At 64.1% G+C, this 16,308-nt stretch carries 11 protein-coding genes, 3 tRNA genes and 1 riboswitch; of the genes, 8 read left to right on the plus strand and 6 right to left on the minus strand.

Annotated features, from left to right (window positions below):
• Positions 1–250: 250 nt before the first annotated feature.
• Positions 251–2,731: a DUF4238 domain-containing protein gene (locus IEV83_RS00005; RefSeq protein WP_181758226.1), complete on the minus strand. Its 2,481-nt coding sequence runs from the start codon at positions 2,729–2,731 to the stop codon at positions 251–253.
• A 442-nt stretch (positions 2,732–3,173) separates the two neighbouring features.
• On the opposite strand from IEV83_RS00005, the gene IEV83_RS00010 reads away from it, so the two are divergent.
• The 3 genes from IEV83_RS00010 to IEV83_RS00020 all read left to right on the plus strand — a co-directional run bounded on the left by IEV83_RS00010 (position 3,174) and on the right by IEV83_RS00020 (position 3,912).
• Positions 3,174–3,250 (plus strand) — tRNA-Pro (locus IEV83_RS00010).
• A 248-nt stretch (positions 3,251–3,498) separates the two neighbouring features.
• Complete coding sequence (locus tag IEV83_RS00015) at positions 3,499–3,804, plus strand: ETC complex I subunit (protein WP_181758227.1); 306 nt, start codon at positions 3,499–3,501, stop codon at positions 3,802–3,804.
• A 31-nt stretch (positions 3,805–3,835) separates the two neighbouring features.
• Positions 3,836–3,912: transfer RNA gene (locus IEV83_RS00020), tRNA-Arg, on the plus strand.
• Positions 3,913–4,089: 177 nt separating this feature from the next.
• On the opposite strand, the gene proX is transcribed toward IEV83_RS00020, so the two are convergent.
• The 5 genes from proX to IEV83_RS00045 form a co-directional block, all read right to left on the minus strand.
• Complete coding sequence (proX, locus tag IEV83_RS00025; protein ID WP_188478573.1) at positions 4,090–5,103, minus strand: glycine betaine/L-proline ABC transporter substrate-binding protein ProX; 1,014 nt, start codon at positions 5,101–5,103, stop codon at positions 4,090–4,092.
• Between the two features lie 117 nt (positions 5,104–5,220).
• Entirely contained in the window at positions 5,221–6,153 is a 933-nt protein-coding gene (locus tag IEV83_RS00030; protein WP_181758229.1) for an ABC transporter permease, read from the minus strand.
• Positions 6,150–7,415: a quaternary amine ABC transporter ATP-binding protein gene (locus IEV83_RS00035; RefSeq protein ID WP_181758230.1), complete on the minus strand. Its 1,266-nt coding sequence runs from the start codon at positions 7,413–7,415 to the stop codon at positions 6,150–6,152. Before IEV83_RS00035 ends, IEV83_RS00030 begins: the two co-directional genes overlap by 4 nt.
• Before the next feature lie 363 nt (positions 7,416–7,778).
• Positions 7,779–8,957, minus strand: a complete 1,179-nt coding sequence (locus IEV83_RS00040; protein ID WP_181758539.1) for a BaiN/RdsA family NAD(P)/FAD-dependent oxidoreductase — start codon at positions 8,955–8,957, stop codon at positions 7,779–7,781.
• A gap of 295 nt (positions 8,958–9,252) precedes the next feature.
• Positions 9,253–9,328, minus strand: a tRNA-Asn gene (locus IEV83_RS00045).
• A 212-nt stretch (positions 9,329–9,540) separates the two neighbouring features.
• Positions 9,541–9,765, plus strand: a riboswitch (cobalamin riboswitch).
• 35 nt (positions 9,766–9,800) lie between these two features.
• On the opposite strand from IEV83_RS00045, the gene IEV83_RS00050 reads away from it, so the two are divergent.
• From IEV83_RS00050 to cobN, 5 genes are read left to right on the plus strand one after another with little or no spacing between them, the layout of a single operon-like run.
• A complete protein-coding gene (locus IEV83_RS00050) occupies positions 9,801–9,992 on the plus strand; it encodes a CbtB domain-containing protein (RefSeq protein WP_181758231.1) in 192 nt (63 codons plus the stop codon).
• Between the two features lie 46 nt (positions 9,993–10,038).
• Positions 10,039–10,845, plus strand: coding sequence for a CbtA family protein (locus tag IEV83_RS00055; protein WP_181758232.1), 807 nt, complete (start codon positions 10,039–10,041; stop codon positions 10,843–10,845).
• On the plus strand, positions 10,842–11,396 hold the full coding sequence (gene cobU, locus IEV83_RS00060) for a bifunctional adenosylcobinamide kinase/adenosylcobinamide-phosphate guanylyltransferase (protein ID WP_181758233.1): 555 nt from the start codon (positions 10,842–10,844) through the stop codon (positions 11,394–11,396). The genes IEV83_RS00055 and cobU overlap by 4 nt, the downstream gene beginning before the upstream one ends.
• The gene (gene cobW / locus IEV83_RS00065; protein ID WP_181758234.1) at positions 11,393–12,499 is read left to right on the plus strand and encodes a cobalamin biosynthesis protein CobW; all 1,107 of its coding nucleotides are present in this window, start codon (positions 11,393–11,395) and stop codon (positions 12,497–12,499) included. Before cobU ends, cobW begins: the two co-directional genes overlap by 4 nt.
• A 43-nt stretch (positions 12,500–12,542) precedes the next feature.
• Entirely contained in the window at positions 12,543–16,292 is a 3,750-nt protein-coding gene (cobN, locus tag IEV83_RS00070) for a cobaltochelatase subunit CobN (protein ID WP_181758235.1), read from the plus strand.
• Positions 16,293–16,308 lie beyond the last annotated feature (16 nt).

Raw genomic sequence — 16,308 nt, forward strand, 5'->3', positions numbered from 1 at the left:
CGAATGGACCACAACGTGAACGGCGCTAGCCTATGAACGGGTACATTCAGGGGAGCAGGTCATGGCGATTGTGCCATCGTTCGAGACACCGCTTTGCCAGGGCTCTGCCGAGGCTTGGGTGGTGGCGCCGGGCAAGGACAGGAGGGCAGCGAGAAAAAGGCCGGCGAAAAGGCGGGGAGTGTACGTTCGCTGCGGTTTGATCGAATGACTGGAAAGAGGCCGACAGCTGACCTTAAGTCGTGCTGTGGGCTCAGTGTACCCGAGATTTCGCGTTGTCCGCTCGTGGTGAAGTATCCCAACGCTCTATCAACGTCGCCATAGGAACGGAGTCCAAATGATGCTCAGAGCTCGACATCAACAATAGCCGATTGATGGTGTTGTCCTGAAAACCACCGAAGCGAAACGCGGTCGTAAGGCGCGCCGCTACGGCGGGGACGTTTGCGCGCGCGATCAAGGATTTCATAGAGTCCCGTTGTCGCTGGAAGCGTGCAGCGAGCTGAGCCTCGAAATTAGGTTTCAGGTTCTCCGCGGAACGCTTAGCAGTGTACGAGAATGCGGAACGGAAGAGCGATCCCATCTCACGGAACAACGGGTTGTCGAATACACTGAGTATCGCCTGGTGGCCCACCGGAAATTCGACCGGGGTAGACGCAATCGCTCGCTGCAACTGGATCAGGGTAGGTGTAGTACCGAGATGGCGTCTGGCGAGCGCCGCTTGGAGTTCTTTCCATCGGAAGGGACTGTCGGTCACGATCTGAGCGCCGGTCGCCTGGGCCAGGTACATCGCCATCTCAAAATTGGGCGCCATCTTCATCAATTCGAACTGGCCGCCATCCGTGAGGGAGTCTTCCTGTAGGATGGCCAACGTGTCCTCAACCTTCATCTTTTCGACGAGGTCGACGAGTGTATTCATCGGGATCGGTTCGTCATCGCTGGCCATCTTCAACATGCGCTTGGCAAGGAAGTCTTTTGGCATGTTCAGCATCGTACGGCGTATGTCTTCTTGCATCACAGCCTCGACTCTCGGGTCGTCAGCCGGACCAAACTTGATGGCCCGAGATCGGACCTCAGACATTGCCATCATCTGATCCCTGAGGTGAAAATCGAAATCGCAGGGATCCGGGATCAGGATGATCAGTCCGGCCTCAACGAGCGGCATGAGCTGGAAAAAGGTCATCAGGGTCTTGAGAGCTTCGCCTCGGTACTTGCGAGGGTGCAGTGTGGGTCGCTTGTCCTCTTGTAGGGTTCGAGAGATCAAGAACGGGTTCTGGATAATTACCTCACCGAAATACAAAGGCGCCCCGAGTGCGAACTCCAAGATCAGTTTGGGATGCAGCGATCCTGTATAGACAGAGCGCATCTTGCCATCCGGCTTAGGCAAGAGGGCTAGCAGGTCGGTTTCTAGCGGCCACAGAGCCTCATACAGGCGATACATCCGCGCAATCTTGTCGTCGGTCATCTCGCGGCGGATCGTATCCCAATCCTTGGTCTTCAATTGGAAGAGCTTGGTCAGAGCGTTCATGAACATCATGTTGCGCTCTCGGATGCTTTTCTCCGTCCATGACGTGCGCAGGTGCGCCGGTTTGTCTCGACAGCAGTTCCCGAACGACTGGCCGGATCCACACGGACAGTAGTCGCGTGGCCGTGGAGGGGTTTTCAGCTTTTCCTTTAGCAGCCATTCCCGCGGTTTTTCGGTTCGCCCGAACTCGTCTTGATAGTAAACATCTCCATTCTCGAAGCTGGCATACATCTCTCCGCCGAACCGGTAGAGCTCGTCCGACGGCGGAAGGAACGTCGTACGCAGGTCGGCCCAGGACTTGGATACCACCTTTTCAGGGAAAAGATCCTCCCGGCGGGAACCGGCGACATAGCGGTCAGCACGAGCCTTGATCACGAGGTTCACCTCGGCGACCTGATCGTCGGTCAGGTGCCGCTTCTTGATGAACTCAATCGTGGACACCATCGTGGACTGGTAGTTCCGCGCGAACGTCCGCTTCGCGTCGGGGTTAGTTTCGGGGTTCCTCGCGTATTCGAGGTTGGTCAGGATTAGGAGGTGATCCGGCCCCAACGGGAAAAGCGTCTGCGAGCCTTTGAGAGCGGTCGACGGATCCTCGGGATACCGGTTCCGGGCGTCGGACGGTGGTATGGCATGGTTATAGACCGTGATAGGGTGGTCGCTTACGATGAACTTGACGCCGGCCCGCTCCGCTGAAACGATCTCCCGAACTCCGGAGGTCCAGGTCGTAATGTTGAGCATACGGATACCCTGCATCTCGACCATCAACTGGTTCTGGGCGGCGCCCGGAAACTTCTCGCTGACTCGACCGATCTCCGGATACTGCTGGCGTAGCCATGCGAGACCTTTGGGGGTTCGCAGCTTCTGGATGTCCAGGAATTCGAAGAGGTCCATGAAATGTTCATGCCAGGCACCTTGATCATCGCCGCAGAATGCCCGGACCGCGTCGGCACCTCGCCTATCGATGTCACCGAAAAACATTCTCTCGATCTCATCGTTGACCCCGGCACCGAAGAATGTCGAGTAGAGGTCCTGCTCGACAAACGCCCGGGCCGTAGGTGAATCGAAAAGGCAGCGCCCGCTAGCGGCCGTTCCGTCCCGACGCTTGAAAGTGGGTGGCTTCAGGTCGAGGAGGCAATGCGTGGTTTTCCCAGGCGTGAAGAACCTTTCCTGATACCATTGCGGGACATAGTGGTTCTTCCTGGTTACTGACATAAGTACTCGCTGCGTTCGATACAGGATATCCAACCAGCCTGATTCGATTATCGGCCGACCAACAATACCCACTATCAACCGTAGCGAGAAACTTGCTGAATGTCAGGAATGGCGTCGCGAAGCCGCCATTGATTGGCAAAGTTCCCTCTGTCCGCTATGGGCCGCCTCTGTCGATTCGGCGGGCGCGGACGCCTGGGGCGGCATGCGACGTCGCCCCACTGACGCCCCGCCGGTGAACTCTGATCATGATCTGGTCGTGCAGAAATTTCCGTTGGTTTTTTCACGGTGAGCCGAGGAACAAAACAGGGGTACTTTCCCAGCGGATTCCGGGACTATTCCGGGACTCCTTTGCCGCAAGGTGCTAAATCCGCCCAAAAATTCCCGTTTCGTTCCCCCTTGACGGCACCCCGATATGGCGGATAAACCGCAGAACTCCTTGGATCGGGGTATAGCGCAGCCTGGTAGCGCATCTGCTTTGGGAGCAGAGGGTCGCAGGTTCAAATCCTGCTGCCCCGACCATTCTTCAAAAAAATCGATTCACTCTTCGCCGGCCACATTGGTTCCGGATCTGGCGTATGCGCGGTGTATCGGCGGTTGGTCTTCAGGCAATCGGCGAGGGACGGGAGGCGTTTTCCCAAATCCCCGGCCCTGCGGCCCGCTAGCGCCGATTTGCGATGTTGACTTCGCCCGGCGGCGGGGAAATAAACAGGCGCAGTTGGTGCGCAACCGCGCACCGGAACAGCGAATTGAGCGACGGGAGCCGTCCGATGGTGGCACGCATCTATTCTCCGGCCAAGACCGCAACCCAGTCCGGCCGTGGCAAGACCCATGACTGGGTGCTGGATTACGTTCCGGAGGTGGCGCGGACGATCGAGCCGCTGATGGGCTACACCTCCTCCAGCGACATGCGCCAGCAGGTGCGCCTGCGCTTTGCCAGCGAGGAAGAGGCCGTGGCCTACGCCCGGCGCAACGGCATTGCCTACCGGGTGGAAAAGCCGCGCGAGCGGCATGTGCCCAAGGTGACCTATTCCGACAACTTCCGCTTCAATCGGCACATGCCCTGGACCCACTGACGGCCCAGAGCGGCGGGCTTCGTGCCCGTCCGGCCCCGTAGCTCAGGTGGATAGAGCATCGGTCTTCTAAACCGACGGTCGCAGGTTCGAATCCTGCCGGGGTCGCCATTTTCCATGTTATCCAGCTTGCAAGACGACTGCCCCTGCGCGCCCACGCGCCGGGCGGTCGGTGCGTCACGCTCTCCAGGCCATAAAAAAACCACGCGCGGGAAGGCCCCACGCGTGGTTTTGTTTTGCGGTAGGGGCGGCCCGCCCGGAGGGGAGGGCCGCCGTGTCCGGTGCGGCTTACTGCGCCGCGCCGCGCGCGGTGGCGAGCCAGCCGTCGACCATCTCGCGGTTGGCCTTGATCCAGTCGGAGGCCTGCTTCTTGATGTCTTCCGGGCTGTCGGCGCCATCGTTCATCGCCGAGTTCTGCGCGAAGATGTCCTCAAGCGGGATCGAGGCGGTCTTCAGCAGGGTGGCGACGGCGGGGTTCTCCTTCAGGAACTTGGAGTTGGCCACCGGCACGATGTCGTTGGCGGCAAAGCCCATCACGCACGGGTCGGCGACGCAGGAAGCAACGCCCTTGGCAGCGTTCTCCTCGGTGGCCTCTTCCGGCACCTGGATCCAGACCACGTCCTTGCCGAGCTTCAGCTCGTTGACGGTCCAGTTCGGGGTCCAGGTGTAGAACAGGATCGGCTCGCCGGCGCCATAGGCGGCAACCGCATCGGCCATGGACGCGGAGTAGCTGGCCTTGATCTCGTTGATGTCGCCCTTGAGATCGTACTTGGTCAGGTGCTCGTCAATGGCGACCTCACAGCCCCAGCCCGGGGGGCAGGCGACCAGATCCGCACGGCCATCGCCGTCACGGTCGAAGGCTTCCTTGACGTCGTCGCGTTTGAAGTCGGCCAGCGACTTGATGTTGAACTTCTCCGCCGAAGCCTTGTCGACGAGATAGCCCTGCAGCGCGCCGCCGGCGGCAACCGCACCGATGATCTCGGCCGAGCCCTCGAAGGCCGGACGGTAGGTGTCGTGGATCGGGAACCAGCCGTTGACCCACAGGTCGACGTCGCCATAGCCGACCGCCTGATAGAAGGGCGGGTTGTCGAGGGTGGTCGGGCCGTCGATGGAATAGCCGAGCTCCTCGAAGAGCTGCTTGTAGATTTCCGAATGGAACCAGCCGGTGTCCCAGGTGGCCTGAGCCATCTTGATGGTCTTGCCGGCGCCCGGGCCGTCCTGTGCCGAAGCCGGGGCGGCGGCAAGGGTGCCGGCCAGCGCCAGAGCCGTCACCGACAGGAGCGTCTTCTTGAGGCTGTTCATGGTGTGAAATCTCCAGATTGGAACGTCAGATGGGGATGGCGGCAAGCGCCGCCACCTTGGGCACGCGGCCCCGCTGGAACGGGGCCGCGCGAAACGGTGTGTCGGGGCAGCCGCCCGTCAGGCCGGCTTGCCGCTCTGCGCACCCACGTCCGCCTTGCTGGCGGAGAACAGCGAGCGCAGCGACTGCCAGAGAGAGGGTGTCTGCACGCCCTTCTTGTCGCCCAGCGACTGGGTAATGCGGTCCAGAATGATCGCCAGGAGGACGATGCCGATGCCGCCGGTCGTCGCCGCGCCGACATTGAGCCGCCCGAGGCCGGTGTAGACCGTCAGGCCGAGGCCGCCGGCGCCGATCAGCGCCGCGATGACGACCATCGACAGGGCCAGCATCAGCGTCTGGTTGAGGCCGGCCATGATCGTTCTGAGGGCCAGCGGCAACTGCACCTCCCAAAGCATCTGCCAGCGGGTCGAGCCGAAGGCCTCGGCGGCCTCGATCAGGTCGCCGCGCACGTTGCGGATGCCAAGGTTGGTCAGCCGGATGATCGGCGGCAGGGCGAAGATGATGGTGGCGATGATGCCAGGCACCATGCCAACGCCGAACAGCATCACGATCGGCACCAGATAGACGAAGGAAGGGATCGTCTGCATGATGTCGAGGATCGGCCGGACCACGAGCAGGACCCGGTCGCTGCGGGCGGTCCAGATGCCCAGCGGAATGCCGATTACCGCGCAGAAGAACACCGAGGTCAGGATCATCGACAGGGTGGTCATGGTTTCCGCCCACAAGCCGATCATGTCGATGAAGATCAGCGCCACCAGCGAGAACAGCGCAACGCCGCGTCCCGCCGTACGGTCGGCGATCAGCGTCAGCCCGACGGTGAACACCAGCATCGGCAGCCAGTGGAAGAAGGTGTCGATCTGCTCAAGGACCTTGGTGATCGGCACCTGCATGGCGCGAAAGGCCGGGCGAAAGTTCGGCACCAGGAAATCGCGCACGAAGGAATTCACCCAGTCGTCGAGCGGGATCTGGACAAAGTCAGCGGGGCTGATCATCGGGGCGTCCCTCCTTGTGCGGTCTCAGTCTTTTCCTCGGCGGGCGGCGTGCTGCCCTCTTCTCCTGTCTCGTCTTCGGACGCGTCGCCCGAAAGCTGGGAGAACACCGCTTCGACCTCGATCACGCCGGTCAGACGCCCGCGCTTGTCGGTCACGGCAATCGGGTGGCCGGCGCTGGCTGCGCCGTAAAGCTCGTTCAGCGGCGTGTCCTGGTCGACCACCGGAACGTCCGTCACCATCACCTCGGTAAGGTCGGTACGCCCTTCCTCGCGGGCGGCAACCGACAGTTCCTGGTAGGTGACCAGGCCGGCGACCTTCTTGTTGTCGAGCACATAAAGCGCATTGCGGTTGTGCTCTTCCATCAGCTGGAGAGCCTTTTCCGCCGCACCCTTTTCGTTCTGCTCGACGGTCACCGGATCGGTGACCACATGGCCCGCCTCGAACACGCGGCCGCGGTCGATGTCGGCGACAAAGGCGGCGACATAGTCATCGGCCGGGTTGTCGACGATTTCCTGGGCGGTGCCCACCTGCACGAAGCGACCATCCTTCATGATGGCGATCTTGTCGCCCAGAAGCAGGGCTTCGTTGAGGTCGTGGGTGATGAAGATGATGGTCTTCTTCAGGATCTTCTGAAGGTGCAGCAGCTCATCCTGCATCTCACGGCGAATCAGCGGGTCGAGCGCGCCGAACGGCTCGTCCATCAGCAGGATCTGCGGATCCGTCGCGAGCCCGCGCGCCAGACCGACCCTTTGCTGCATGCCGCCGGACAGCTCGCCGGGCAAGCTGTCGGCATAGGCGGCCAGTCCCACCTGCTCCAGCGCCGCAAGTGCCTTCTTGCGTCGCGAGGCGGCGCTTTCGCCCTTGATCTTCAGTCCGTAGGCCACGTTCTCGGCGACGGTCTTGTGCGGGAACAGCGCGAAATGCTGGAAGACCATGGTGATCTTCTCGCGCCGGATCTTGCGCAGGCGCTCCGCCGAGCAACTGGCAACGTCGTCGTCGTCGATCAGGATCTTGCCGGAAGTGGGCGGGATCAGGCCATTGAACGTCCGCACCAGGGTGGACTTGCCGGACCCGGACAGGCCCATGACCACGAAGATTTCCCCTTCGCCGACCTCGAAGCTGACATCCTGGACGCCGACGGTTTGGCCGGTTTCCTCGAAAATCTCGATCTTCGATTTTCCGGCATTCAGTGCGTCAAGGGCCCCTTGCGGGTCCTCGCCAAATATTTTGTAAACACCTTCGACCCTTATTTTGGGTTTCATGGATCCTCTTTTTGATTTCTTGATTGTTTACTGGGAAAATCTTTCAGGTTACGTAAGGTTTCTTTTGCAAATTTACTTGCGATATTTTGCGGTTGTTGCCGCATATGCTTTCAATTTTGCTTCGATTTTCCCATATCGCGGCGCAATATATCGTTTGTTATTATAATTCTCAACCGCAAATCAGATTTAATTTTATACGTTGCTCACGGCCGCGCTCCTGGCCGCGAAATATGCTGGCCGATGTGGCGGTAAGTGAATGGACATGCGGGCGATTTGGCGCTCGGATGCATCGGCCGGGAGCGTGCGTGTGTGTTCGCCTGAACGGCGTGATCGCGCGCTGTTTGAGTGGATCGGGGGGGCGTCTTACGCGAACTGGCCGGCGCACCAGCCGGAGGACCAGGCCCACTGGAAGTTATAGCCGCCGAGCCAGCCGGTCACGTCCACCACCTCACCAATGAAATAAAGCCCGGGGGTGGCTCTGGCTTCCATGGTCTTGGAATCGAGGTCGCGGGTGTCCACACCGCCAAGGGTCACTTCGGCGGTGCGATAGCCTTCCGAGCCGGTCGGCTTGATCCGCCAGTCGGTGATCGCGGCGGCAACGCGCCGTAGCGCCGTGTCCGACATGTCGGCCAGTCTGGCGGGTGCTGCGGCCTCCGTGGCGATCATCTGCGCCAGTTTTCGCGGTAGGTGCTGTGACAGTGCGGTCTGGAGCGCCTGGCGCCCGTTCGTGGCGCGCTGCGTGCGCAAGGTCTCGAACAGGTCGGCTCCCGGCAGCATGGAGAGGGCGATCTCGTCGCCTTCGCGCCAGTAGGAGGAGATTTGCAGGATGGCCGGGCCGCTGAGGCCGCGATGGGTGAACAGCATCGCCTCATTGAAGCGGGTCTTGCGGCAGGTGGCGGTGGCCTCGACCGCAACGCCGGCCAAGGGCTTCAGCTGTTCCAAAAGGTTCGGGTCGAAGGTCAGCGGCACCAGCCCGGGGCGGGTGTCCACCAGGCGCAGGCCGAATTGGGTCGCCAGGTCGTAGCCAAACCCCGTCGCGCCCATCTTCGGGATCGACTTGCCGCCCGTGGCCACCACCAGCGACTGGCAGGACAGGCTTCCGCCTGAGTGGCGCACGGTGAAGCCGCCCTCGGATTTTTCAACGCTTTCTACGCGGGTGGCGAGTTCCAGCTTTGCGCCGTGGCTCCGCATCTCGGAAAGCAGCATGGCGATGATCTGGGTGGCGGACTCATCGCAAAAAAGCTGTCCGAGCGTTTTCTCGTGATAGGCGATGCCGTGCCGCTCGACCAGCTGGATAAAATCCCGCTGGGTGTAGCGGCTGAGCGCGGAAATGCAGAAGCGCGGGTTGCGGGACAGGAAGTTCCGCGCGCTGGTGTGAAGGTTGGTGAAATTGCAGCGGCCGCCGCCGGAGATTCGGATTTTTTCGCCGGGCGCCTTGGCGTGATCCAGCGCCAGCACCGATCGGCCGCGCTTTGCAGCTTCGATCGCGCACATCATGCCGGCGGCGCCGGCGCCAATTACCACGACATCGATGTGCTGCAACATCCTGCTCCAAATGGCGGGTCGGGTCGCCGACGGGGTGAGCGGCGGTTCGTGCCCTGGGGAATCGAGACGCGGTCGGTCTTCTTCCCCGCGTCAAGCGTGCCAGCGCTCATATAGGAAACCGCCCGGCAGGGCCATGCGCGAGGCTGAAAAACGTCAGCAACGTCAGATGTCGGGTGTTCTGTGGGGGGGGCGCAGATGCGCTGCCCACGGCACTCTGAGGCACAAAGCGCCTCGCAGGCCGGGAGGCCTGCTTGATCTATCTGTGATGTGTGAGAAACACCTTGAGAGGGTGTGGCTCCCCGGGCCGGACTCGAACCAGCGACCCAGCGGTTAACAGCCGCTTGCTCTACCAACTGAGCTACCGGGGATCACCCTGTGCAGCGAGCTTCGCTGCGTCGGTGGCGAGCATATAGCAAACGGTTGGCGCGCTTGCCAAGCGTTTTGTCCGGAAAAATTTGCAAGGCTGGGGAAAACTTGTCCGCAATACCGGTTCCGGTGGTCGGGGGTGGCCAGCCTCCTCAAGGCGTATCCCTGATGAAATGCCGCTTGCGGGCCCTTGTTGCTGTGACGGCAAAGCGGTACAAGGGAGATGTGTTCCGGTTCCCCGCTTCGGGCAAAGCCCGATGGGGATGAAAAGGGAATGCGGTGAGGGAGGACCCAATCAGGGCTCCCGATTCCGCAGCTGCCCCCGCAACTGTATGCGGCGAGCCGCCCTGCGAAATGCCACTGGATCGGTTGATCCGGGAAGGCGCAAGGGCGGCGATGACCCGCGAGCCAGGAGACCGGCCGGATCACGTGACTCGCACATGTCGTCGGGTGGACGACCAATGGAGAATGCCAATGTCCGCTTCTGTTTCCTCCGCCGCTTCCGCTTCGCAGGCTTCCGTCTCGCGCGCCGCCCTGTTGCCGATCGTGCTCCTCAGCGCCTTTGTCGGCGCTTTCGTGGTCTTTGGCGTGGGCTTTGCCCATTCCAATGTGCTGCACAATGCGGCGCATGACAGCCGGCACGCGCTCGGCTTTCCCTGCCACTGACGATCCGGAGCGCTCGCGGATCTGATCCGCGTGGCCTTTCAGTCCAGTGATCACACGGATATTCGGTGTTGCCCTCGGCGCGGGATGCGCTGCGGGTATTGCCTTGGCTGTGCTTCAGGCACTCATCACGACACCGCTGATTCTTCAGGCTGAGACCTATGAGGTGGCCGGCCTGTCCGCGCCAGTGCTGCATCAGGCTGCCGGCATGAAGGCTGTCGGCGCCAGTGCGGAGCTTGCCCCATACGCGGGCGGATTGACCGACGATGGTCGGGTGTGGCTTGCCCATTCCCCCGGCGAGCATGACGAGGCGGCGGGCGAGCTCGGGTTTCTCGATTCGATGATCGGCGCCTGGGCGCCGGAGGATGGTCTGGAGCGCACGCTCTACACCAGCCTGTCGAGCATTCTCACCGGGTTCGGCTTCGGCCTGATGCTGCTGGCGGCGATGCTGCTCGGCGCGCGGCGGATCGATGCGGCGACAGGTCTGCAATGGGGTCTTGGTGCCTTTGCCGCCGTGGCGCTTGCCCCGGCGCTCGGCCTGCCGCCGGAACTGCCCGGCTCGGCCGCCGCCGAACTGGTCGCCCGTCAGACCTGGTGGGTCGGCACCGCCGTTGCCACCGGTCTCGGCCTCTGGCTCGTGGTGGGGCGCGGTGAGCCGCTGCTGAAGATCGCCGGCGTTTTGCTGATTATCGCGCCGCATCTGATCGGCGCGCCGCATCCGCATGAATATGCTTCTCGCGTCCCGGCGGAGCTGCAGGGCCATTTCGTCGCCGCGTCGATGGTGTCGGCGGCGGTGTTCTGGGCGATTCTCGGCAGCGCCCTTGGCTGGCTCTGGCAGCGCGGCGAGACGACATGACACATGGAGCGCGCGCGGCTGCGACCCTGGTCGTCGGGGGCGCGCGCTCCGGCAAGAGCGCGTTTGCCGAACGTCTCATCGTCGAAAGCGGATTGCGGCGGGTTTATGTGGCCACCTCCGCGCCCGGCGATGGCGAAATGGCCGAGCGGATCGCCCGGCACCGGGCCGATCGCGGTGACGGCTGGACCACGGTTGAGGAACAGCGCGACATCGCCGGCGTTCTCTCCCGCGAATGTGGGCCGGACCGCGCCGTGCTGGTGGATTGCCTGACGCTGTGGCTGTCGAATCTGATGTTCGCGCAAGCCGATATCGAGGCCGAGACCGGCCGCCTCGTCGCCGCATTGACAGCGGTGCGAGGGCCGGTGGTGCTGGTCTCCAACGAAGTCGGCCAGGGCATCGTCCCCGAAAATGCACTTGCGCGGCGGTTTCGCGATGCGCAAGGCCGCCTCAATCGAACGATTGCGCAAGCCGCGCATCAGGTGGTGCTGGTCGCCGCCGGTCTGCCGCTGCTTCTCAAACCCAATCCCATGCAACCGGAGATTCGCCTATGAGTGCCGGACCCTCGTCTTCCGCCAAGATCCCCGCCACCATCGTCACCGGCTTTCTCGGTGCGGGCAAGACCACGCTGCTGACCAACCTTCTCACCGAAGCCAAGGGCAAGCGCATTGCCCTCATCGTCAACGAGTTTGGCGACATGGGCTTCGACGGCTCGCTGGTCGATGGCTGCGCCGATCCCAATTGCGCCGCCGAAGAGGTGGTGGAGCTGACCAACGGCTGTATCTGCTGCACCGTTGCCGATGATTTCCTGCCGACCATGGAAATGCTGATTTCCCGCGATCAGGCGCCGGATCACATTGTCATCGAGACCTCGGGTCTTGCCCTGCCGCAGCCGCTGGTACGAGCGTTTTCCTGGCCGAGCGTGCGCAACCGGGTGACCGTCGATGCGGTGGTGACGGTGGTCGATACGGCTGCCGTTGCCGAGGGGCGGGTTGCCGCCGATGAGGCGGCGGTCGCCGCCCAGCGGGCCGCCGACGAGGCGCTCGATCACGACAGCCCGGTGGAGGAGCTGTTCGCCGATCAGCTCGTCTGCGCCGACCTCGTCGTTCTCAACAAATCCGATCTGGTGGATGCGGAGACCCTTGACCGGGTGCGCCAGAGCGTTGCCGCCCGGGTGCGCCCGGCGGTGGAGATTGTTGCCGCCGAGCGGGGCAGCCTTGCCGCCGATGTGCTGCTCGGCCGTGCCAGCGCCTCGGAGGACGACATGACCGGGCGCGCCGGCCATCACGAGGCGCATCATCACGATGATGATGACGATCACGATCATGACGATGACCACGACCATCATCACCACCACCATGATCATGACCACGATGAATTTGCCAGCCATGTGATCGAGACCGGGGTCTTTGCCGGGCTCGATGACATTCGCGACAAGGTGGCGGCGGCCATGGCGGTGCCCGGCGTTCTGCGCATCAAGGGCGCGGTGGCGGTCGCGGGCAAGCCGGCGCCGGCGATGGTGCAGGCGGTCGGGCCCCGGGTCGAGACCTGGTTCGCCCGCGATGCGCGTGCCCCCGGGCGTCTGGTGGTGATCGGCCTCAGCGGCTTCGACCTTTCGCGGATCGAGGACATTCTGCGGGCGACTGTCGCCGCCTGACACGCTGGCGGTCAGAGCCGCCACAGCCCACACGGGAGACGACATGCATATTCTGGCCGGCCGCAGCGGGCGGATCGATCAGGGGGACGAGGCGGTTGACCTGGAACAGGCCCCCGCCGACATCCTCTTTCTGTCCGCCGCCGATACGGAATTGGCGTCGCTGGCCGCCGTTGCCGGTGATCTTGGCGACGATGGCGCGCTGAGCCTGCGGCTGGCCAGCCTGCTGGCGCTCTCCCATCCCTATTCGGTCGACCTTTACGCCCAGCAGACCGTCGAGGGCTCGAAGCTGGTGGTGCTGCGCCTGCTCGGCGGAGCGGAATACTGGCCCTATGGGCTCGACCGGCTCACCGAGGTCGCGCGTGGATTTGGCGTCAAGCTGGCGGTCATGCCCGGCGATGACCGCTGGGATGCGGATCTGGCCGCCCGCTCCACGCTGCCGGTGGAGGAGGTTGCCACCCTCTGGCGCTATTGCGTGGAAGGGGGCGCCGGCAATCTGTCCAATCTGCTGGGCTATTGCGGCTATCTGCTTGAGCGCAACCCGGAGCCCGACCCGCCGCGTGCTCTGCCGCGCGCAGGCGTGTTCCTGCCCGGCCATGCGGCGCCCGCGCTGGAGGACCTGACACGGGGCTGGGCCGATCCGGCCGCGCCCTGCGCTGCCATCGTCTTCTACCGGGCGCTGGTGCAAAGCGCGGCCACCGCGCCGGTCGAGGCCCTGTGTTCAGCGCTGACCGACCGGGGCATCAACCCGCTGCCGGTCTATGTCTCCTCGCTGAAGGAGGCGGAAAGCGCCGGTGTTCTCGCCGCGCTGTTCGCCGAGGCGCGGCCCGATGTGGTGCTGAATGCCACGGCCTTTGCCGTGTCCAAGGCGGGCGGCCCGCACCGCACAACGCCGCTCGATGCGCCCGGTGTGCCGGTGATGCAGGTGGTGTTCTCCTCCTCTTCAGAAGAAGGGTGGCGCGAGGCCGACCAGGGCCTGTCGATCCGCGATCTGGCCATGCATGTGGTGCTGCCGGAGGTGGATGGGCGGATCCTGACCCGCGCCGTGTCCTTCAAGGAGCAGGGCGCGCGCGACCCGCGTACCCAGTCCGCGCCGGTGCGGTTCGTGCCCAAGCCTGACCGGATCGCTTTCGTCGCCGATCTGGCGGCGCGCACCGCCCGGCTCGGCCGGACGCCGCCGGAAGAGCGCAAGGTGGCGCTGATTCTCGCCAACTATCCCAACAAGGACGGCCGGCTCGCCAATGGCGTCGGGCTCGACACGCCTGCCTCCTGCGCCGGGCTGCTCGCGGCCATGCGCGCCGAGGGCTACCGGGTCGACGGTGCGCCGGAAACCTCCGCCGGGCTGATGGAGCGGATCTCGCACGGCCCGACCAATGCGCTGGCGGACAGGCAGGTTAGCCCCGGCGGTGCGGTGCTCGATCTGGATAGCTACCGCCGGCATTTCGCGGGTCTTCCTGAAAAGGTGCGCCGGCAGGTGAGCGAGCGTTGGGGCGCCCCGGAGGGTGATCCGCATGTGGCCGAGGGCGGCTTTCGTCTCGCCCTCCATGTGTTCGGCAACACGCTGGTCGGCATTCAGCCGGCCCGTGGCTACAACATCGACCCCAAGGCGACCTATCACGACCCGGACCTGGTGCCGCCGCACCATTATTTCGCGTTTTACATCTGGCTGCGCGAGGTCTTCGGCATCGATGCCGTGGTTCATCTGGGCAAACACGGCAATCTGGAATGGCTGCCGGGCAAGGCGCTGGCGCTTTCCGAGGCGTGCTATCCGGAAGCGGTGCTCGGCCCGGTACCAAACATCTACCCGTTCATCGTCAACGATCCGGGCGAGGGGGCACAGGCCAAACGGCGCACATCGGCGGTGATCGTCGATCACCTGACGCCGCCGCTCGGCCGGGCCGAAAGCCACGGCGTCGGCGCTGAACTGGAGGTGTTGCTCGATGAATACTATCTGGCGCAAGGCGTCGACCCGCGCCGCCTCAAGGCGCTGACTCGCGACATTCTCGACACCGCGACCCGGCACGGGCTCGACCGGGACATCGGCCTCAGCGACGAGATGGATGAGGAAACCCGGCTTGCCCGGCTCGATGCCCATCTGTGCGACCTGAAGGAATTGCAGATCCGCGACGGGCTGCATGTGTTCGGCGATGCGCCGCAGGGCGATGCGCTTTCCCATCTTCTGGTGGCGATGACGCGCATTCCGCGCGGCGAGGGTGCGGCGAACGAAAGCCTGCTGCGCGCTCTGGCGCGGGATTTGGACCTCGGCGAGGCGTTCGACCCGCTCGACTGCGCCTTCGAGGCACCCTGGCAGGGGCCGCGCCCGCAAGCCCTCGCCGAGGTCTCGGATGCGCCCTGGCGCAGCTGTGGCGACACGGTGGAGCGGCTGGAGATCCTCGCCCATCGCTGCGTGGAGGCCGGCGCCCCAGAGGGCTTTGCCGCGACCAATGCGGTGCTTGCCGAGATCGCCGAGCGGATCGCCCCCGCCATCACCGCATCGGGAGAGCTGGAAACGCGCGGTGTGCTCGATGCGCTGGCCGGCCGCTTCGTGCCGCCGGGGCCGTCCGGTGCGCCGACGCGCGGGCGTCCCGATGTGCTGCCGACGGGTCGGAATTTCTACTCCGTCGATGTGCGCGCCGTACCCACCGAAACCTCCTGGCGCATCGGCGAGGCGAGCGCGGACCGGCTGGTGGAGCGGCATTTCCAGGATGAGGGCGAGTACCCCAGCGCGGTGGTGCTGACCTGCTGGGGCACGGCCAACATGCGCACCGGCGGCGATGACATCGCCCAGGCGCTGGCGCTGATCGGCACGCGGCCGAAATGGGAACCGGGGTCGGGCCGGGTGACCGGCTTCGACATTCTCGGCCTGTCGGAGCTGGGCCGTCCGCGCATTGATGTGACCTTGCGCATCTCTGGTTTCTTCCGCGATGCCTTCCCCCATCAGATCGACCTGTTCCAGTCGGCGGTGGCGGCGGTTGCCGCGCTGGACGAGCCGACCGACGCCAACCCCATCGCCGCCCGGGTGGCGGAGGAAACCCGCCGCCGGATTGCGGGCGGCGAGGCGGCGGAGGCGGCGGCGCTGAGCGCCGGCTACCGGGTGTTCGGCTCAAAGCCCGGTGCCTACGGCGCGGGGCTGCAGGCGCTGATCGATGAGCGTATCTGGGACCAGCGCGCGGATTTCGCCGAAGCTTTTCTGGCCTGGGGCGGCTATGCCTATGGCGCGGGCGCGGACGGGGCGGGCGCGCGCGGTGCGCTGGAGGACCGGCTGTCGCGGGTCGATGCGGTGCTGCACAATCAGGACAACCGCGAGCACGATCTGCTCGACAGCGATGACTATTACCAGTTCGAAGGCGGGCTGGCGGCGACGGTGGAAACGCTGAAGGGCGAAGCGCCGAAGGTCTATCACAACGACCATTCCCGGCCCGAACGGCCGGTGATCCGCACCCTCGGCGAGGAAATCGGCCGGGTGGTACGCGGCCGGGCCGCCAATCCGAAATGGATCGCCGGGGTCATGCGTCACGGCTACAAGGGGGCGTTCGAGATCGCGGCGACGGTCGATTATCTCTTCGCCTTCGCCGCGACCACCCGGGCGGTCGGCGATCACCATTTCGACCAGCTGTTCGATGCCTATATTGGCGACGAGACCGTGCGCGCCTTTCTGGAAGAGGCCAATCCGAAGGCGCTTGAGGAAATCATGGACCGGTTCCGTGAGGCGCTGGACCGGGGGCTGTGGGCGCCAAGGCGCAACAGCTCGCGGGCGCTGCTGGAACGACAGGACAACGGGGAGACGATCACGTGAGCGACAAGAAAGCGGA

This window comes from Stappia taiwanensis, from assembly GCF_014635285.1.
Taxonomy (GTDB): domain Bacteria; phylum Pseudomonadota; class Alphaproteobacteria; order Rhizobiales; family Stappiaceae; genus Stappia; species Stappia taiwanensis.